This window comes from Pseudomonas sp. SWRI77 (assembly GCF_014269105.1).
Classification (GTDB): Bacteria; Pseudomonadota; Gammaproteobacteria; order Pseudomonadales; family Pseudomonadaceae; genus Aquipseudomonas; species Aquipseudomonas capeferrum.
Genome location: NZ_JABWRV010000018.1, coordinates 47,089 through 67,956, shown reverse-complemented (window position 1 = coordinate 67,956; position 20,868 = coordinate 47,089). Strand labels below are relative to the sequence as shown.

General features: G+C 56.1%; 12 protein-coding genes. 11 read left to right on the top strand and 1 reads right to left on the bottom strand.

Annotation, left to right across the window (positions count from 1 at the left end):
• The first annotated feature begins 76 nt into the window (after nucleotides 1-76).
• The 11 genes from wecB to HU766_RS17535 all read left to right on the top strand — a co-directional run bounded on the left by wecB (nucleotide 77) and on the right by HU766_RS17535 (nucleotide 18,710).
• Nucleotides 77-1,219, top strand: a complete 1,143-nt coding sequence (gene wecB / locus HU766_RS17585; protein WP_033700669.1) for a UDP-N-acetylglucosamine 2-epimerase (non-hydrolyzing) — start codon at nucleotides 77-79, stop codon at nucleotides 1,217-1,219.
• Nucleotides 1,216-2,478 carry a UDP-N-acetyl-D-mannosamine dehydrogenase gene (gene wecC / locus HU766_RS17580; protein ID WP_033700671.1) on the top strand — a complete coding sequence of 421 codons (1,263 nt, stop codon included), beginning with the start codon at nucleotides 1,216-1,218 and terminating at the stop codon, nucleotides 2,476-2,478. Before wecB ends, wecC begins: the two co-directional genes overlap by 4 nt.
• A gap of 13 nt (nucleotides 2,479-2,491) precedes the next feature.
• On the top strand, nucleotides 2,492-9,226 hold the full coding sequence (locus HU766_RS17575) for a methyltransferase domain-containing protein (RefSeq protein WP_186659334.1): 6,735 nt from the start codon (nucleotides 2,492-2,494) through the stop codon (nucleotides 9,224-9,226).
• An 8-nt stretch (nucleotides 9,227-9,234) separates the two neighbouring features.
• A complete protein-coding gene (locus tag HU766_RS17570; protein ID WP_186659332.1) occupies nucleotides 9,235-11,034 on the top strand; it encodes a glycosyltransferase in 1,800 nt (599 codons plus the stop codon).
• A gap of 12 nt (nucleotides 11,035-11,046) precedes the next feature.
• The gene (locus HU766_RS17565) at nucleotides 11,047-11,460 is read left to right on the top strand and encodes a hypothetical protein (RefSeq protein WP_095064132.1); all 414 of its coding nucleotides are present in this window, start codon (nucleotides 11,047-11,049) and stop codon (nucleotides 11,458-11,460) included.
• Between the two features lie 42 nt (nucleotides 11,461-11,502).
• Nucleotides 11,503-13,239, top strand: a complete 1,737-nt coding sequence (locus tag HU766_RS17560) for a hypothetical protein (protein WP_095064131.1) — start codon at nucleotides 11,503-11,505, stop codon at nucleotides 13,237-13,239.
• A complete protein-coding gene (locus HU766_RS17555; protein WP_095064130.1) occupies nucleotides 13,236-14,471 on the top strand; it encodes a glycosyltransferase family 4 protein in 1,236 nt (411 codons plus the stop codon). Before HU766_RS17560 ends, HU766_RS17555 begins: the two co-directional genes overlap by 4 nt.
• A gap of 7 nt (nucleotides 14,472-14,478) precedes the next feature.
• Complete coding sequence (locus HU766_RS17550; RefSeq protein WP_033700675.1) at nucleotides 14,479-15,705, top strand: glycosyltransferase family 4 protein; 1,227 nt, start codon at nucleotides 14,479-14,481, stop codon at nucleotides 15,703-15,705.
• 72 nt (nucleotides 15,706-15,777) lie between these two features.
• Nucleotides 15,778-16,161, top strand: a complete 384-nt coding sequence (locus tag HU766_RS17545) for a hypothetical protein (RefSeq protein ID WP_186659330.1) — start codon at nucleotides 15,778-15,780, stop codon at nucleotides 16,159-16,161.
• 231 nt (nucleotides 16,162-16,392) lie between these two features.
• Entirely contained in the window at nucleotides 16,393-17,370 is a 978-nt protein-coding gene (locus HU766_RS17540; RefSeq protein WP_186659328.1) for a D-glucuronyl C5-epimerase family protein, read from the top strand.
• A 230-nt stretch (nucleotides 17,371-17,600) separates the two neighbouring features.
• On the top strand, nucleotides 17,601-18,710 hold the full coding sequence (locus HU766_RS17535) for a DUF6270 domain-containing protein (protein WP_238338627.1): 1,110 nt from the start codon (nucleotides 17,601-17,603) through the stop codon (nucleotides 18,708-18,710).
• A gap of 96 nt (nucleotides 18,711-18,806) precedes the next feature.
• Here HU766_RS17535 and HU766_RS17530 read toward each other — a convergent pair whose 3' ends face one another.
• Nucleotides 18,807-20,723, bottom strand: coding sequence for an acyltransferase family protein (locus tag HU766_RS17530; protein WP_186659324.1), 1,917 nt, complete (start codon nucleotides 20,721-20,723; stop codon nucleotides 18,807-18,809).
• Nucleotides 20,724-20,868 lie beyond the last annotated feature (145 nt).

The following is a 20,868-nucleotide window of genomic DNA, read 5'->3' as shown; positions in this document are numbered from 1 at the left end:
ACTTGCATAACCCCTGAGTTTCACAGCCCTAGCCCAGTAACAACCGCCTTCACTCAACACAAAGAAGACCGTCGCCGTGTCCCTCAAGACCCTCATCGTATTTGGCACCCGCCCAGAAGCCATCAAAATGGCACCTCTGGCCCTCAACCTTGACCAGGACGACCGTTTCGAGTCCCGTGTCTGCGTTACTGGCCAGCACCGCCAGATGCTTGACCAGGTACTGGAGCTGTTCGAGATCACGCCCGATTACGACCTGAACATCATGAAGCCAGGCCAGGACCTGACAGACGTGACCACGGCCATCCTGCAGGGCCTCAAGCCCGTACTGGCCGAGTTCAAGCCGGATGTGGTACTGGTCCACGGCGACACCGCAACGACCCTGGCGACCAGCCTGGCGGCTTACTACCAGCAAATTCCGATCGCCCACGTCGAAGCTGGCCTGCGCACCAACAACCTGTATTCGCCGTGGCCTGAAGAGGGCAACCGTCGCCTGACCGGCACGCTGGCAGCGCTGCACTTCGCGCCGACCTCGACCTCGCGTGACAACCTGCTCAAGGAAGGCACCGACGCCGCGACCATCTACACCACCGGCAACACCGTGATCGACGCGCTGCTGGAAGTGGTACGCAAGCTGGAAAGCCCAGCGCTGAAGAGCCACTTCGAAAGCCAGTTCGACTTCCTCGACGCCAACCGCCGCATGGTGCTGGTCACCGGCCACCGCCGCGAAAACTTCGGCGATGGCTTCGAGCGCATCTGCCAGGCCCTGGTGCAGACCGCTCGCCAGTTCCCGGATGTGGACGTGGTGTACCCGGTGCACCTCAACCCCAACGTGCGCGAGCCGGTGAACCGCCTGCTGGCCGGGGTCAGCAACATCCACCTGATCGAGCCGCTCGACTACCTGCCGTTCGTCTACCTGATGAGCCGCTCGTACCTGATCCTCACCGACTCCGGTGGCATCCAGGAAGAAGCCCCAGCCCTCGGCAAGCCGGTACTGGTCATGCGTGACACCACCGAGCGCCCGGAAGCGGTCGCGGCTGGCACCGTCAAACTGGTTGGCACCGACGTCGACTCGATCCAGCAACACCTGGTGCAACTGCTCACCGATGAAGCGACCTATCGCGAGATGAGCGTGGCCCACAACCCCTACGGCGACGGAAAAGCGTGCGCGCGAATCCTCGATGCCCTTTCCGTATTCTCTAACTCCAAGGACGCAGCATGAGCTTCAACAAGATTTCTGTCGTAGGTCTGGGCTATATCGGCCTGCCAACTGCCGCCGTTTTCGCCGCCCGCAAGAAGCAGGTCATCGGCATCGACGTCAACCAGCACGCGGTCGACACCATCAACCGCGGCGAAATCCACATCGTCGAGCCTGAGCTGGACATGGTCGTTCACGCTGCCGTGACCGAAGGTTTCCTGCGTGCCTCCACCGTTCCGGAAGCTGCCGACGCCTTCCTGATCGCCGTGCCGACCCCGTTCATGGACGACCACGAGCCGGACCTGAGCTACATCGAGTCCGCCAGCAAGGCCATCGCCCCTGTACTGAAAAAGGGCGACCTGGTCATTCTGGAATCGACCTCCCCGGTCGGCGCCACCGAGCAGATGGCCTTCTGGCTGGCCCAGGCGCGCCCGGACCTGAGCTTCCCGCAGACCCACGGTGAAGACTCCGACATCCGCATCGCCCACTGCCCTGAGCGCGTCCTGCCAGGCCACGTACTGCGTGAGCTGGTCGAAAACGACCGGATCATCGGCGGCATGACCAAGAAGTGCTCGGACGCTGCCGTACGCCTGTACCGCACCTTCGTCGAAGGCGAGTGCATCGTCACCAACGCCCGCACCGCCGAAATGTGCAAGCTGACCGAAAACAGCTTCCGTGACGTGAACATCGCGTTCGCCAACGAACTGTCGATCATCTGCGACAAGCTGGACATCGACGTCTGGGAACTGATCCGCCTGGCCAACCACCACCCGCGCGTCAACATCCTGCAGCCTGGCCCAGGCGTAGGCGGCCACTGCATCGCCGTCGACCCATGGTTCATCGTCAGCCAGACCCCAGAGCAGGCGCGCCTGATCCGTACCGCCCGTGTGGTCAACGACAGCAAGCCTGAGTGGGTGATCGACAAGGTCAAGATGGCCCTGGCCAACTTCCTGATCAAGAACCCGGGCAAATCGGCCCAGCAAGTCAAGATCGCCTGCTACGGCCTGGCCTTCAAAGCCGACATCGACGACCTGCGCGAAAGCCCGGCCCTGAGCATTGCCGAGCGCCTGGGCAACGAGCTGGAAGCCACCCTGCAACTGGTCGAGCCGAACATCGAAGCCCTGCCGCAGCGCCTGTCGCGCCACGAGCACGTGGAATTCGACTTCGCCCAGGACAGCGCCGACATTCACGTACTGCTGGTCAAGCACCGTGAATTCCGCGGCACCTTCACCGTCCGCGATGCTGCATTCGTGATCGACGCCGCAGGCGTTACCCAGGGTTGATGGAACAGTCCGCATGAACAACACCACGCTTGAGAAACCTACCGTGAACAATGAGCTGCCGTCACCTTTGGCCGATATTCATGACCGTGTGATGGAAGCCTATTACGGCAAGCTGGGTGATCAGTTCATGCGGGAAACCCAAGCCCGCATCCACTGGATCTGCGCCCAGGTCAAAGGGCGCCGGATCCTGGATGTCGGCTGCTCGCAGGGCATCGTGCCCCTGCTGCTGGCACGTGAAGGCTGCCAGGTCACCGGTGTGGACACCAGCCCGCAGGCCATCGAAGAGGCCAAGGGTTACCTGTCGACCGAGCCGGCCCACATCCAGCAAAACGTCACGTATATCAATTCTGACTTCCTCGCGCTGGACACGCTCGAGGTCGAACCCGACACCGTCGTCATCAGCGAAGTACTCGAACACCTGGTCCGCCCGGAGCTGTTCGTCGAAAAGGCCAACGAACTGCTCAAGCAGGGTGGCCGCCTGGTGATCACCGTGCCGTTCGGGGTCAATGACTTCATTGACCACAAGCACACGTTCTACCTGATGGAACCTTTCCGGCTGCTGGCCGAGCACTTGCAGATCATCGAGATCAAGATGCTGGGCAAGTGGCTGGGCATTGTCGCCGTTAAAAGCGAAACGCATAAACCCGGCATCATCGACTCGCTGACGGTCGAGCGCGTACGTGAGCTGGAAAAGGCGTTTGAGTCCATCGAGCGCACCCTGCGCGAGAACATCGGCGCGATCAGCAAACGTCTGGAAGAGGCGAACAAGAAGTATCGCGGCGCCACCGAGCAGATCGCCCAACTCAAGCCTGAGGCCCAGAAGGCCGAGGCATTGTCCAAGCAGTTGCAAACGCGCGACGCGGACATTGCAACCCTGCAGAAATCCAACCGTGAAATCCTCGATGCCAAGGCCCAGCGGGTCCAGGAGCTTGAGGAAATCAAACAGCGGCTGGAAGAAGCCAACAGGAAGTATCGCGTAGCGACCGAGCAGCTAGCCCTGCTTAAACCTGAAGCACAGAAGGCCGAGGCCCTCTCCCGTCAGCTCAAGGAACGTGAAGCGGATATCGCCTCGCTTGAACAGTCGAGCCGGGAGTCCCTTGAAGCCAGCGTTCGCAACGTTCAACAACTGAGCGAAGAACTCGACGCCGTCAAAGCGCAACTGGCCGAGGCAAACCAGAAGTGCATTACGGCTGCGGAGCAGTACGCCCTTCTGGAGCAACAGTTTGCAGCGCTCGAAGAAGCCAGCGTGCAGAGCCTTGCAGACGCAGAGCAACGATATGACACGCTGCTGAGCCAGCATGAAGACGCGCGCAAGCAATTGAGCGAAGCAAGCGACGAACTCGCTCAGCTGGCTCAAAGCAATCGCGCACTGCATGACAACCTGGCCACCTCGGCAGAGCAGCAGCGGGCCTTGGAAGAGCAACTGCAAAGCACTCAGGCTCAGTTGCAAGAGGCCCAGCAAAGTACCGACGCAAAAGCCGGCCACATCAGCCAGCTCAGCTCGGAACTCAGCCAGCGGGAAGCAGCGCTGGAGTCCTTGCAGCAGTTGCATCAATCCATCGAAGAGCAACTGCAGGCAACGGCACAGCAGCGAACTGCCGCTGAAGAGCGGGCAGCGCACAAGGCCGCAAGACTCGAAACATTGAGGGCGGAGCACGATGCGCTCGCAGCCCAGCTCGAACAGATGTCTGCACTGCGCGCCGAGGACCAGCGAGCAAACGCTACCTTGGGCGATAGCATCAGCGCGCTTCGTGAGCAGCACAGTGACCTGGAAAACCAGTTCCGCTCGGTAGCCGGACAACTGGCCGAGGCACAGCAGGTCAACGAGGGCCACGTTGCCACCATCACCGACTTGCGCGCCCACCAGACGGCACTGGAAGCCGAGCTGGAAAACCAACGGCAACAGTCGAACGACCTGTTGGCGCAGGCACAACAGACCAATGTCGAGCATATAGACACCATTACGGCGTTGCGCGCACATCAAGCGGCAGTCCAGGCCAAGCTTGAAGACCAGGCGCAAGCCATGAGCGAGTACCAAACTCAGGCTCAAGAGCAGGAAGCCGCCCACCTCGACACCATCGCTGCATTGCAGTCTGGCCATGCCGACCTGCAAGCCCATCTGCAGCAGGCAGCCGAGCTACAGGGCCAGACCGACCTGGCCAACGCTGCCCACCTCGACACCATTGCAGCGTTGCAGTCGGGCCATGCCGACCTCGAAAGCCAACTGCAACAGGCCGCCGAATTGCAGGACCTGGCCAATCAGGCCAACGCAATGCACCTCGACACCATTGCAGCGCTGCAGTCGAGCCATGAACAGCTGGAAAACCAGCTGCTGGAGGCTGCCGAGCTACAGGAGAGAACCCATCAGGCCAATACAGCCCACATGGAAGACATTACTGCCTTGCAAGCACACCAGGCAGCACTGGAAGCCGAGCTGGAAAACCAGATTCAGGCAATGACCCGTCTGCAAACCCAAAGCAATCAGGATATTGCCGAGAAAGACGACACGATCACTACGCTGCGCATGCGCCAAGCGGAACTGGAAGCCGAACTTGAAAGCGAGTTGGAGTATATGAACGAATTGCAGGCCCAAACCCAACGGGCCGACGCTGCTCAGGCTGAGACCATCGCTCTGTTGAAAGCCCGTCAAGCTGAACTGGAAACAGAGCTGGCCGATCAGCGCCAGACCATGAACGAACTGCAGGCTCAGAACCAGCAGGCCAATGCCGTAAACGCGACCACGATTACCGCATTGCAGAACCGTCAGACTGAGCTGGAAGTCCAGTTGCAGGTGATGAACGACGTTCAGGCACAAAGCCAGCGCGAGCATGCAGCACAAGTCAACTCCATCAATGCTTTGGTTGAACAACGTGCCGTGCTGGAAGACCGCTTGCAGGCGCTGACGCTCGCCAACACCCAGTCCGAAGAAGCCCGGGCCTCGCTGGCAGAGACCATTGCGTCGCTGAATCAAGCCAAAGACATGCTCGAAGAGCAACTCCAGCTGGAAAGCGTCAGCCGCCAAGCTGCCGAAGCCAGTCTCGCCGCCACCAACGAAGAATGGCAGGGCCTGCGTCAGCAACTGGAAGCCGAACTCAACTCGTCCAAGGCAGGCCTTGGCGCGGCAAACATGAAGTACCGCGCCCTCACCGGCGAACAGATTCCGCAGTTGAAGGCCAGCCTCAATCAGCTGCTGGAACGCAGCTCAGCTCAGCAACGCAAGATCGACGAGCTCAACGAAAACCTGGGCCGAGCCAACACCCAGCGTCACCTGGCAGAACAGCGCCTGGTCAAGACGCGTTCCAGCATGACCTACCAGCTCGGCTACCAGATCAAGAACAGCGCCAGCTCCCTGGGCGGCCTGGTCAAGTTGCCGGTGCGCCTGCTGCGGCTGTACCGCAAGGCCAACCAGCAACGCCAGCAAAACGAACAGAAACTGCTGGCCAACGAACCGCTCAAGGCACTGTTGCCGCCGCCACCTGTGGTGCAGGACGAGAACTACCTCAAGCTCCCAGCTGCCCTGGCAACCAGCGAGCAGAGCCGCACCACCCTGCTGCGCCAGGCCGACCAGCCCGTCAGCCGCCTGAAAGTGGCGTGCGTGATGGATGAGTTCACCTTCGGCTCGTACCGCTACGAATGCGACCTGATGCCACTCACGCCAGCCAACTGGAAAGTGGAAATCGAAGGCTTCGGTCCAGAACTGCTGTTCATCGAGTCCGCCTGGCGCGGCAAGGATGACCTGTGGGGCAGCAAGGTTGGCCACAACGGCCAGGAGCTGCAAGACATTCTCGCCTGGTGCCGCCAGAACAAAGTGCCGACCGTCTTCTGGAACAAGGAAGACCCGGTCCACTTCGAGACCTTCCTGACCACGGCCAAGCAGTTCGACCACGTGTTCACCACCGATATCGACTGCATCCACCGCTACAAGGGCGCACTCGGTCACGACCGCGTCTACCTGCTGCCGTTCGCTTGCCAGCCTGCGCTGCACAACCCGATCGAACTGTACGAACGCAAGGATGCCTTCTGCTTCGCCGGTGCCTACTACGCCCGTTACCCTGAGCGCACCCGCGACCTGGGCAACTTCGTCACCGAGCTGCCGAAGTTCCGCCCACTGGAAATCTTCGACCGTAACTTCGGCAAGAACGATGTCAACTATCAGTTCCCCGAGGAATACCAGCCGTACATCGTCGGCACCCTGCCCTTCGAGAAAATCGATACGGCATACAAAGGTTACCGCTACGCGATCAACCTCAACTCGATCAAACAGTCGCAATCGATGTTTGCCCGACGCGTCTTCGAACTGCTCGGCTGCAACACCCTGACCGTGAGCAACTTCTCGCGCGGTGTGCGCCTGCTGTTCGGCGACCTGGTCGTGACCACCGACAATGGCGAAGAGATGCTCCGTCGCCTGCAACTGCTGGCAGAAGACCCGCTGAACAGCGACAAGCTGAGGCTGGCCGCCCTGCGTAAAGTGATGCAGGAGCACACCTATACCCAGCGTCTGGAATACGTCATGAGCAAGGTCACCGGCACCTCGAAGGCCCAGCGCCTGCCGGAGATCGTGGTTGTCTGTGAGGCTCAGGATCGCCAGCAATTCGACATGCTGCGCGCTCACCTGAACCGTCAGACCTACAGCCAGGTGCGCATGGTCATCATCAGCGATGCCTACCAGAGCAGCATCGTGACTGACGACCCGCGAATCCTGGTGCTCAAGCCTGCCCAACTGAAGAAGAGTTCTCTCGGTGAGCTGGTCGGCAATACCCCTTGGGTTGCCGCCTTCGTGCCTGGCGACTACTACGGCCCCAACTACCTGCTCGACCTGGCACTGGCAACCCGCTACAGTCGGGCCCAGGTGATTGGTAAAGCTGCACACTTCACCTGCAAAGGCCAGCAAGCCGAACTGCTGTCCAACGAACAGGCCTACCGCCCGACGCAAACACTTGCCGCCCGCCGTTCGCTGGTGGCAACCGAGATCGTCGCCGCCCAACCCCTGCGCAGCTGGCTGAAGAACCTGCCATCACTGCAGTACACCCATGCTCAAGGGTTGGCCATTGATCCGTTCAACTACTGCGAGAACGGCGCGGCACAGCACGAGGCTGTCAGCACCAAGGTCAACGACCTCGAGCTGAACCTGGGCATGACCATCGATCAGCTGCAAGCCCGGGCACAGTCGATCGCGCCGCTGCAGGTCAGCCACGATGCGCCTGAGATCACTGGCCGCGGTTTGGCCGACATGTTTGGCGTCATTCGCAACAAGTTCGTGGACCTGATCGTCGACGGCGATAACTGGCGCGTGCACTCCAAGCTCGCAGACGGCAAGCACGAATACATCTACGCCCAACAGGAAGTCCGTGTGGATGAACTGGGTTGCGAAGAGGGCCGCCTGAAGCTGTTCCTCGACTGCACACCCGGCTTGAACCTGCAGTTGGTCGTGCTGTTCCTGGATGCCGACAAACAGCGCATCAGCCACGTCATGCAGTATCCGAACCGCAACCAGACCGCCGATGTTCCGCCAGAAGCTGTGTTCGTGCGTTTTGGCCTGCGCGCCTACGCGGCGGGCAGCACCGACCTGAAAGCACTGGTGCTGGGGCATCGCAACCTGCAGCCCTCTGAAATGATGGGCCGTGGCGAGCACCTGCTGCTGACCAATCACTACCCGACCTACTCCGACTTGTACCGCAACAAGTTCGTGCACACCCGGGTAACGGCCTATCAGGAACACGGTATCGATGTAGACGTGTTCCGTTTGCGCCCCAATGAGACCGTGAGCTACCACGAGTTCCAGAACATCGATGTAGTCACAGGTTGCACATCGACCTTGACGAAGATGCTCGAGAAGAATCGCTACAAATCGATCCTCGTGCATTTCCTCGACGAGCAGATGTGGAATGTGCTGCGTCCGTTCCTGAACAGCACACGCATCACTGTCTGGGTACACGGCGCGGATATTCAGCCTTGGTGGCGTCGTGAGTTCAACTTCGCGACCGACGAACAACTGCACCTGGGCAAGCTCGCCAGCGAAAAACGCATGACCTTCTGGCGTGGGCTGCTGCAACCCATGCACCCGAACCTCAAGCTGGTGTTCGTGTCTCGCTACTTCGCCGAAGAAGTCATGGAAGACCTGGGATTCCGCCTGCCGGAAGCTCAGTACGAGATCATTCACAACCCGATCAACACCGACTTGTTCGACCATCGGGAAAAGTCGGCCGAGCAGCGCAAGAAGGTGCTCTCGATTCGTCCTTACACCTCGAAGACCTACGCCAACGACCTGACTGTCAAGGCAATCCAGAGCCTGACGAGCAAGCCCTGGTTCAATGACATGGAGTTCTGCCTGATCGGTGATGGCCCTCTGTTTGAAGAAACGCTGGCTCCGCTGCGCAGCTACGCCAACGTGAAAATCCAGCAGGGCTTCCTCAACCACACGGAGATCGCTCAAACCCATAAGGACTACGGCATTTTCCTGTGCCCGAGCCGCATGGACACCCAAGGCGTATCCCGTGATGAGGCCATGTCGTCAGGCCTGGTACCGGTGACTACCGCCGTCGCGGCAGTACCCGAGTTCGTCGACAACCAATCCGGCTACGTGGTCGAGCCCGAAAGCCACGAGCAACTGGCGAAAGCGATCGAGGACATGTACCTCAATGGCAGCACCTTCGTCGTGAAGTCCAAAGCTGCAGCCAAGCGTGTTCGCGAGCAAAGCGCCAGCGTCAAGATGGCCGAGCGGGAAGTTGCTGTGATACAGAATCATTGAAGACGATGATGAAACCCGCTTTGAAGCATTTCGTTTTTACCAATTTTGGTATCGGCATCAAGGATGAACTGTGGCTGTCCTACAGGCTGGAGGTCTTTAGCAATACTGCCCTCCCGTCTTTGGCCAACCAGAGCAATCAGGGTTTCGAATGGATCATCTTCGTTGATGAAGCACTGCCGACACTGCACCGGACGCGACTGGAGACGTTGCTGCGTGGTTCTGGCCTGAATGCGCGCACGCTTCGGGTCAGCGACTATTCTATGGTCAGTCGCGAAATCCTGCGCCTGATCAAGGACGTTGACGAGGCGGTCCTGGTAACTTCGCGCATGGATGATGACGACTGCATTGATGAGCACGTCATCGACCTGATCCAGGCCGAGGCCACCTCCGAGCACAACATCTCGGAGGTGCTGCTGATATCGCTGAAAAACGGTATCGAATTCCTGCCTTCGGATGAGTGCTATCGCCCGGTCGAATACGACACGCTGGCACTTGCACTGACCCTGGTGGACAAGACAGCAGGCCCCAAGTCGCACGCCATTACTCAGTATGCGCACCACCTGGTCGTCTCGACGCTGGAACAGCATCGGATTTCCGCCGAGCACATTCATCTGAGCAGAGCGGAACCGCTTTATCTGTATACCAAGCACCCGCTCAGCGATTCGTACTTCTTTGGCGCGCGCGCACGCATACTCAGCTCGCCCGAGTGCGTGAAAGGGTTTGATCCGGCGCTGTTTGCGCGGTTCGGCCTACAGACTACCCAGCTTGAATACCTGACCCAGCTGCTGCGAGAGTCTCCGCTGGGCATGCCGCACAAATACCTTGAGAAGCTAAATACGGTCCGTCAGCAAATCAAGGCTGAACAACAGAACGTCTTTGGTGCCGACCAAGAAGTATTGAACAAACTCCTGTCGCAAAAAGCTCGCCTTGAAGTGAAGGCCTCGCGCCCGAACCCCGTGAAAGCGAAGGCAGGGAAGATTCGCGTTGCCATTCTCGGTTCAAGTGCTTCGCACAATTTGTTCACGTTTCAACAAGAAGCCCTCGAACGCTTCGAGGTGTGTTTTTACATGTCTCAATCGTCGGTCATCTCTTACATGGCACCGCCCTGCCTTGATGCCCGGTTCAAGGTCGATACCGAAGGCGCCGAGGCTAAACGTGTTCAGTGGGACGCCTCCAAAGACCACTGGAAACAGCTTGAGCAAGCTCGGCCCGACATCGTCATTGTCGATTTCTTTGACGAAAGCATCGGCATCGCAACGCTTGGAAGTTCCATCGTTTCGGCCAGCCCGCTCATGCTCAAAACCCTGTCGCGTTGCGGTATCGAGTTCAAGTTGCAGGCCCCCTGGAGTGAGGAGGCCAAGCAATTGCGCACCTGGGCGCTGCCCATGTTCCTTGAGCGCCTGGCTAGCCTGTGCCCGAACATTTTCGTGCACCAGGCCAACTGGGCGAGCCAGTACAAAAGCAAGGAAACCGTTGCAAGCTTCGCCGGGAGCACCTTCGAGAACCTCATCGACCTCAACAATGCAATCATTGACCCGATGCTGGAAGGCCTGGAGAACTCGACGATCCCAGTCGAGAGAATCGGCGGCAAGGACGCTGGCTTGATTGCAGGGGGGGCGCCTCGCTGGGCCTATTGCCCGTATCACTATGACAGCCCGTACTACAGAACCATCGCCAAACAAGTATTTGCCAAGATGGTGCAACACGTCTCAAAAAACGAGCACAAATGGGCGTTTTGCCCGTATTACTACCACGGCACCTATTACAGAACCCTCGCCAAACAATTGCTGGCGCGGATCATCAATTGAAGTGATCAGATCATGAAACCGTACCTCTTCCTTATTGCACTCCTGACGATGTTGGCCGGTTGCGATCAACAACCGACAGGCGAGGTGATGCCAGCGGAAAAATCGGCCAACACCCTGCGCCTGAGTGACGCTACCTATGTGCTCCTCCGGGGTACACATCAGAAGTCGTATAAGAAACCGAACAGCGCGGGCTTCATGAGCATGCATGAGTTCGTCTATGCCGGCGTTGACAAAATCGCTGAAAACGACGTTTACGCTGTCCTGAAAAACAACGGCTACACGCGCAAGATTATCGGCAATGATGCAACCCAGTTCAAAGTGCAGTATTACAAAAAGTCCCAGCCACCGATCGGCGCTATTTTTGTGACGCGCGCCAAAGAAGGTGGGCATGAGACCCTCGCCAATATTTATTGGCAGGAAAAATAATGCACGCGCACCTCACATTTGCTTATACGGTTTCACGTTAGCATGAAACTTCAGCAGCAGATAAAAGCCACCATCGGCTGGTGTATTTCCCTGGGCGTGAAATTCGTCAAGGTGGTGCCGATCATTACCGGCCTGGTGCAAATCAGTACTTTGGCGAGCCAGATATTTCTTTTACTGGCTTTCTTCCTGCCCCTCAAAGTCATCATTCTCCTGGGCTCAGAAAAAACGCCTGCCTATTTTCCTTCGATCCTGCATACGCTCGAGAAGGATCATTTGATCTATGCATTGACGGCAGCGGCGGCCCTTTCCTATATCGCCTATCTGCTGGCGGAACTGGCGACCGCACTGCTGTGCCGTAAAGGCACCCAGACCCTCCTCGCTCGCACGTCCAAGCTCAATTTGTTCGAGAACCAGGAAAAAATTGCCACCAACGCCTACTCTCGCTTCAACCGAGCGATGGCAGGGGGGGCTTTTTTCGGCTTGAGCACGGTGGCGCTTGCCTTTGTATACCCGAGCCTGCTGCTGGCGATTTTCGCGTATCTGGCCGTAGCATCGACCGTTTGCGTGCTGGCCTACAACCACAGCAAGCGCATTCGCGATAGCTTCCACCAGCACTACAGCCCTATTCTGAATGCCTTGGCGGCAACAGGGTTCCTGCTGAGTTTCTTCGTCCTGGTGACTGACTTCCTGTATTTCCAGCACACCAAGATTTTCAACGCCGTCATCGCCGTTCTGATCATGCGCCAGGGCTTGCAGCGGCTGTCGAGCATGATGCTGGACGTTATCGGCCTGCGCATTCAGCATCGGCAGGTCAATGCGCTGTTTTATCAGTCTCAGCCGCTCATCGAACTGCGCCCGCAAAGCAATGGCTTGGACTATATCCTGCAGGCAGAAAACAGAGACAAATGGGTGCGCGAGCTGCTTCAAAAACTGAATGCTGAGGCGGTCGACAGCTATCAGATGCAATGGCATCAGGTGGGCTTTACCGATATCTACGCCTTCACCCTGCAGTTCGCCGATGACGCCGTTGAGCACAGCCTGCTGGTCAAAGTGTTTGGCAACAACATCTCATCCTCGGCGCTGCAGGAACGGGCGCTGCTGACGACGCAACGCGGCTTGCCAGTCTTGCCCTTTGTGGGTCATTACAAGGTCAGCAATATAGATTGCCATGTCTATCGATTTGAAGCGTCTGACAAGCTGGCCGGCCGGCAGATTGGCGAAGGCATACTTGGCGTGGCAAAGAGGCTGATACTGCTGGAGCCCGCTGCAGAGCTGATTGCCCAATTCACCCGCACGCGCTTGTACCTCGAACAACGTCTTGATGAAGCCACGATCAGCTCGCTCCGTCTGGCCTGTATCAATGATGACGACACTCAACGTGTCGAGCGCATCATCAACACCCTGCCGTGCATTACCCGGCAACTGGCCGAGCTTCCTCGCCAGATCGTGCCCCTGGATGTCACCAACAACACACTACTGGCGTCCCCCTCCTCCGGCTTTGTCCTCAGCCACTGGAGTAACTGGCGCATTGAAGCGATTGGCTGCAGTTGGCCAATCGCGCAAAAAGATGCGCTTTTCGAAACGCTCGGCTCTAGCGACCAGCGCCCGGCACTTGCTAACGCCGAGCAGCAAAAGGTCTGGCTGGCTGCACTGATGTACATGCTGGAAAGACATATTGTGCGTAAAGACTATTCGGCAGCCCTTGCATTGACACCTGACATCGTCAGCTGCATCGAGATTTTTGATACACCCACAGCTGTAGAGGGCGCGACGCAATGACGAAAGTCTCGATGATTGTATGGAATGAATTCCTCAACGACGCGCGCGTGATGAAGGAAGCTCAAACGCTGCAACGGGCCGGATATCAAGTTCGCGTGTTCGCACTGCACACGCCAGGCGTCACCCAACAGCAGGCGGTGCTCGACGATGGCATAGAAGTAGTTCGAGTAGCCCGCTCGCCGCTTTGGAAACTGCGTAAGAAGAACCTGCAGCCTGCGGTGAAAGCCGGTGGCGAGTCTCAGCAGTCCGCGCCGGTGAAGCCCAGCCTGAAATTGCTCGTTCTAAGAGCTGTATCACGCGGGTGGACGCACCTCGCGCTGCTGTTCAAGATGCTTGAGTACCGGGCGACGGTCGTGCACTCGCATGACGTCAATACCCTGCCCACCGCCTGGCTGGCAGCAAAATTGTCACGCGCCAGGCTGGTGTACGACGCACACGAAATCAGTACCAGCCGAGAAGGCTACAAGAGCCTGCGGAAGGTCGTCGGGTTTGTAGAAAAACAGCTGATGCCCTCGGCAAATGGCACGATCACCACAACCGATGCACGGGCCAAGTACTTTGCTCGCGCCTATGGCGTGGAGCGGCCATTGGTTCTACAAAACCGACCTAGGCTGATTGAAAGCCCACCCTCGAACCGCATTCGAGAAGAGCTCGGCCTGGTCGAGCCGTGGCCGATCGTTCTTTATCAAGGTGGTTTACAGCAAGGCCGCGGGCTGGAAAAACTGGTCCGCACGGCGCAGCACGTGCCTGATTGTTACTTTGTGCTGATCGGCGGAGGCCGGTTGACCCAACCGCTCACGCAGTTGGCGCAAGAACTGAACCTGCAGCACAAAGTGCATTTCATTCCAACGGTGGCCCTGGCCGAACTGCCAAGCTATACGGCCTCTGCCGACGTGGGTGTGCAGCCTATTGAAAACACCTGCCTCAATCATTACACCACGGATTCGAACAAACTCTTCGAGTATGTAATCGCCGGGCTACCGGTGATTGCCACTGACTTCCCTGAAATCCGCCGAATTGTCAGAAGCAATGACATCGGCCTGCTGGTACCGGCCAATAACGAGCAAGCCCTCAGCCGCACAATCATTCAATTGCTGGAAGACCCCGCGCTGCGCGCACGGTTCGCCAGCAACGCCAGGAAGACGGCGCAAAACTTGAATTGGGAAAGCCAGGAAAAGTGTTTAGTTGATCTCTACGAGCGGGTGCTGCTCACCCACGCTCACACCAGGTAACCCGGCCGTGAAGACACGCATTCTCTTTTTGAGTTTTTACTACCCGCCGGACCTGTCGGCAGGCTCCTTCCGTGCCGAGGCATTGGTAAAAGCACTCTTGGATAATGTCGGCGACCATGTGGAAATTGATGTCGTTACCACACAGCCCAACCGGTACCATACCTTCAAGACCACGGCCTCGAGCTTTGAGCAGTCGCCAAGCCTGACCGTAAGGCGACTGGCGGTGCCTGCCCATAAAAGTGGTTTCATTGACCAGGCGTTTTCATTCGGTTCGTTTGCCTACCAAGTATGCAAAGTAGCCAACAGCAAACAGTACGACCTGATCTTTGCCACCTCTTCGCGCTTGATGACAGCCTCGCTGGGCGCTTACATCTCCCGAAAAACAGGTACCAAGCTGTATCTGGACATTCGAGATATTTTTGTCGACACCTTGCAAGGGGTACTGCCACCTACCCTCGGCAAACTAGCTTCTGTTGTCTTTTCATCCATTGAAGCTAGCACGATCCGACAGGCTGACAAAGTTAATCTTATTTCACCTGGGTTTACGCCCTATTTTAACAAGCGCTACCCCGACAAGGTATTCACCTTGCATACCAACGGGATTGATGAGCTCTTCCTCACGCCGCCGCCGTTGCCGCCGGCACCGGTCGTCACGCAATACCTGCCTGCGCTACCACGCCGATTGAAAATTGTGTACGCAGGCAATATTGGTACCGGGCAAGGCCTGCACCTCATTGTGCCGCAATTGGCCAAGCACCTCGAGGATGAAGCCGACTTTCATCTGATCGGATCTGGCGGGGCCATCGAGCGCTTGAAGAAAGCACTGGCTCGCGAGCAGGTGACGAACGTCTATCTCGCGCCCCCGATGAAACGTGACTCTTTATTGAAGCTTTATCGTGAAGCCGATGTACTGTTCTTGCACTTGAATGACATGAAGGCGTTCCGTCGAGTATTGCCCTCCAAGCTGTTCGAGTACGCAGCAACTCAGAAACCTATTTTGGCAGGTTTGTCCGGGTACCCAGGTCGATTTGCAAGCAGACGCATTCACAATACGGCCGTATTCAGCCCCTGTGATCTCGAAGCCGCTATCAGATCATTCAGGAGCCTGGAACTGGGCCCCACAGCTCGAAATGATTTCATACAAAAATACTCGCGAACAGCTATCAAAAGGAGGATGGCCTTCGACTTGCTGACCACATCACCCAAGCATTCGGAGTTCGAGCAAACTGAATAGTCAAGGGTCGACAAGTTTGCTAGAATTCAGAGTTTAAATTTAAATTAACAAACCCAAGGTCTAACGCTTAACATGAAAAAAATCACCTACGTCGCGGTTTTGTCCTGCCTGCTCGCTTTGGGCGGCTGCAATGAAGAAAAAGGGACTGACATCCAACTTCCTTCCGGCGAAAAGCTGACGCTCGAAGGTAACATGACAAAAAATGTTACCAAACCTATCGAAAACGGTACTTTCAAGACTTTCGAAATCCAGTACAACCTGGCTCAAGCTGAAACCAAGGCTAAAGTCGACGAGCGCTTCCGCGCACTGGGGTATGTTGCTGCCGAGCAGCCAAACGCTGAATCCGCGGCAGTTAAAGTCCATTACATGAAGAAAAACTCGCCAACCATTGGTGTTTTGATCAATGATAAAAACCCAGCACTGGTGAGCATCTACTGGCAAGAAAAGCAGCAATAAGCTGCTCCGGCACCCGCGCATCGAAAGACGAATATTCCCACTGCCGAGCACTCACAGTGGGAATATCTTTCAGTATCAATCACTGACCTGCATTGCGCTCCGCCCCCCTGGGTCTGTGCCCCCCAACAGACTTATACCTGCATAAACGATCAATCAATCCTCACACAATCAGCGCCCAGCGCATCAATAATAATCAATCTGTCAGCGCCCCACACTCAGGTTAGGCTACCTATGCACATTAACTACGAAGCGCTCACTACCGACTGGTTCGACAGAGCCATGGGAACGGGCCCACAAGGCGGCAAGTGGAAACCAAAGCATCACCTCGACCTATACAGGCAATGGCCAGAGCAGTATGTGGTTGATTTCAATCAACCCTTCAACCCTTTCGCCTTCGCTATTAATGCCTGCGCATTGGCGAGCGCCTGCAAGATTCAGGGCCCGTCAAAAGTAATACTCGACCAGATCGACTACCTGGACCTGGCGGCCTCTATCTACACTGACACACTGGGCAATCACAACTACATCAGAAACGATTTTTCATTCCCAATGTATTGGGCCACCATGAAAAAACCTTTCTATGGCGCCTTCATGAATGCGTACACCGCCTACGGCTACATGCGCATATTTGAAGCCACCCATGATGAGAAACATTTAAACAAAGCATTGAAGCTCATTTCGACGATAACATCCAAAGACACCAACCTCAAGCTATCCGAGAAAGACTCGCGTGGCGACCTCTGGCTTTACGAATATGTCTTCACCCCCCTGGAGACAGACGCAGAGCATTTCAAGAAGTTAGGCACTGAAACCCAGCCGGACGGCACCATGCGCTTCCGGATTTATAACGGCCACATCGGCGCCTTGATTGCACTGCTAAAATTCAGAAAACTGACAAACATGGGATTTGTCGATGAAACCATCGAACAAGCCCTTTTAACAATGTCGAAAAATCTGGGCAGCCAGCTTTTAGATAATCAGTTTTTTTCCTACTCGATTGAAGCCCCACAACTTCCGGATTACGGGCAAGCGAGAGCAGTCCATCTTGCCAAGCAACTGTCCGAAGCCACGGATGATGAGCAACTAAAACTCACGTATCAAGCTTTTGATAAGTTCTACCGTGAGTCAATCAAGGACCGCGAGAAAGAGGTTTATGCCGCGGGAAGAGCAACTGCACGCGAGTTGTACACCCCGCTCAAATCGATATGATCGATAGCGACGTGCAGTGCAGCAGGAACCCAAGCGAGGCCAAAGGCGCGTCATTGGGTTCCCCCCATCTCGACCCCCTCATCGCGGGACATCCCGAGCGTTAACTGAATGCTTGTTAAGAGTACGCATGTACTCCAGCCCGAGAGCGCGACTGCGTTGCATTCCTACTGGAGCCTAGGGATAATGGATTGTCCGAGACGTACGCAGCATGCCCGCTTATGGATTGCTGTTTGAAACATCACCACATGAGGCTGACAGGAACAGTGATCAAGAACTTACTGATTTACGGTAGCTGTGTATCCAGAGATATATTCAACTTAGAGGATAGCCGGGTCTTTAAGTTAACCGATTACTTTGCCAGGTCTTCAATGGCGTCACTGTCGAGCTCGCCCTATGCCAATGATGCGGCATTAGACCGTATACCCTCAGCTTTCCGACGACGCATGGTCGGGTATGACTTTTCCAAAGAGCTGATCCTGCAGCCTGAACGACTGTCCAGCGCCGACATCATATTGATCGACTTGATTGACGAGCGGTTCGACCTCGTCGCCCTGCCGACAGGCCAAGTCATCACCCACTCAAGCGAGCTTACCGAAAGCGGCCTGCTGGCTGACAGCGACATACAAGGGTTTCGATTAATTCAGCAAGGCACTGAAGAACGCAGAGCGCTGTGGCTTGAAGGCATGCAAAAGTTCATTGAGCTGCTGAAGCAGCACAACAAGCTGGACAGCGTACTTGTCAATAAAGTCTACTGGGCTTCCCAGTTTGAAACACCGAGCGATTCAAACTTCCCAGTTACCCTTACTGCAGTAAACAAGGCCAACCAGGAGCTGGAATGGATGTATGCTGCGCTTCATAGCCAGCTGGAAGACAACCAATTCCTCACCTTCCCGCCCGAACTTCTAACCGCCGATGAGTCTCATCGCTGGGGCGCATCGCCCTTCCATTATTGTGAGGGCTATTACAAAGAAGCACTCTCGCAGTTAACCTCCAAGCAAAAGTCGATTGGTGGTGATAACCCCGCGATCAACGACGCGTCAGGCAAAGCCCCCCTGGTGTCCGACGGCGCCAAAATCACGGTGGCGGCTTACAGAACAGAAAGTGAAATTTTCGCGCATTGCTCATTGGTCATGGACGGCAAGATCTATGAAAATGGAAATTTTGCTTTCTATTTGCTGATTGATGGCGTTCGCCATGATGTACGCTGGTACGAGCCGTCACCGCGCGCACGATTCCCTATCCCTGATACACCTGGCGAACTCGTAGTGGTGGCATTTTACAAGGACCCGCAAGATCAACAAACTTCCAGTAAACGAAGCGTCAGTTGCCTGACACGTTAACCAGGCAAGGCAAACCCAACGCTGATATCTGACCTTCAAGCAGTGGCCGCCATTAGAGCAACCACTGCATGCCACTCATCGAATACCCGGACAGCCCTACGTCTTGCCTTTCACGCCGGCGAGGATATTGGGCATTTTCTGGTACAGTTTTACCGAACCTGTAATGCTCAGGTGCCCATTGTCACGATAGATGGGGACCCCATCAATGATGGTTTTACACGCCTTTTCGTCACACAAGACATCAGACAAGTACACCACCTTGGCACCCAGGGCCGTTTCAGCGTATTTCATCAGGTCATTCATCTTTTTATTCGCCCGGTCAAAGGCTGACCTTGCCAGCATGCATTTAGCCGACGGATCAGAGAATGAGGGCTTGGCCACTTCATTCTGAATGCACGAAACAAGCGCGTTATCAATACGTGGTGGAGGCGAGATAATCACCACGTCCTTTCCAAGCGATTTAAGCTTTTCGACAACATTGTGCATATCTTGCTTCGCACGTTCGGGTGTCGATTTAGCGATTTGCATCGCACCGCCCCCGTCAAAAGAAATCGTCTCGAATGTATCCTGCACATACTGCCCGTACGACCCTGCCAAAATAACGGTCGTAATCGATGGGTGCTCACTAATAAATTTGAAAGCACTGTCATTGAACCCTACACACTGCCGCGCCTGCACCTCGAAGTCGCTACGCTTTGTATTGGGCGCTGCGTTCAAGAAGGGCGCGCATGCGCTGCGGGTAGCCTGGCGAATGTCGATTTTCTGCGACTGTAACATCCCTGGAATGTTGTGCATGGCAAAAGAGTCACCCCAAACAATAATCTTGGGGTTTGCCGAAGTCCGGCACTGCTCAGTATCTTTATAAATATTGGCACCGCAGGACCTGTCAAGCCCATAGTTTGGAGCGAACAGTTCGTTTATCTTCTCAGCAGACTGGCCCTTCAGGAACGTATGCGAAAGACCGAACAACGCTAGGGTCAGCGCAGGGAAAACGACCATCGACGGCTTGAAGCCATAAGGCATCTTCCTGAACGGCTCTTCTATCCACCTGTGCAACGCAATAGCCGACAAGAGCGATGCCGCGAGTAATGTACCTTTGACAACCAGGCTATCAGTATCGATCGAGGCATTAGCCAACGCGATTATTGGCCAGTGAACGAGGTACAGCGAATACGAAAGATCGCCAAGCTTATTGACGAACAGCATCCGCGCCTGACCATTCAATAAACGGTGATTGGCCAGCAGTATAATCGCCGTTGCAAAGCAAACCACCACGGCATCGAGGCCCGGATGCGAAAGGCCCGAGTTAACAAATGGCGACGCCAACAGAACCGCAAAAGCAGGTACTGCCAGTTTTAACGAGACGCTTTTGACAATGCCGTTATTAACGACCATCGACGCGACACTACCAATGAGTAGCTCCCATGCTCGAGTGGGGAGCAAGTAGAACGCCGCTGACGGGTTGCTTGCAGAAAGGTAGAGGCAACCCATGAAGCTTGCAATGGCAAGCACAATGAGGATCTTTTTCCAATGCTTGGCGGGCGTGAAAGCCAGGAGCGCAGGAACGACGAAGTAGAACTGCTCCTCTACCGCCAGCGACCACATGTGCAGCAGTGGCTTGGTGGCGGATTCGATATCGAAATATCCAGCTTGGCTAAGCAATACAAAGTTCGTGGAGAACGTCAACGCGCCAATGACTTGCTGCTTCATCGATTCGATCTGCATCGGTGGCAGGAAGAATTTAGCTGCAATGATTGTCGCCAGGAGGGTAACGAAAGACGCCGGTAGCAGGCGCTTTGCTCGACGGAGGTAGAACTGCTTGAATGAAAAGTTATCGCGCGCCAGTCCCTTGGACACAATCGATGTGATCAAGAAGCCTGAGATCACGAAGAAAATATCTACACCCAGGTATCCATACTGAAATCCAGGGATCGCCAAGTGTTCAAGCACCACAAATGCAACGGCAAGTCCCCTTAGGACTTGTATATCAACCCTGATTGTAGACATCGACATCCCGGCTCGTTTCGTTCGACAGCCGCGAATTGTATATCTAAATATTGAGGGCACCAAGGACGACAAAGGCTGCCGCGTGGTGCTCACGAGCGGGTGCCGACAACCTCACAAGCACACCGCGCAGAGTGAAAGCGTCATTCTTCAT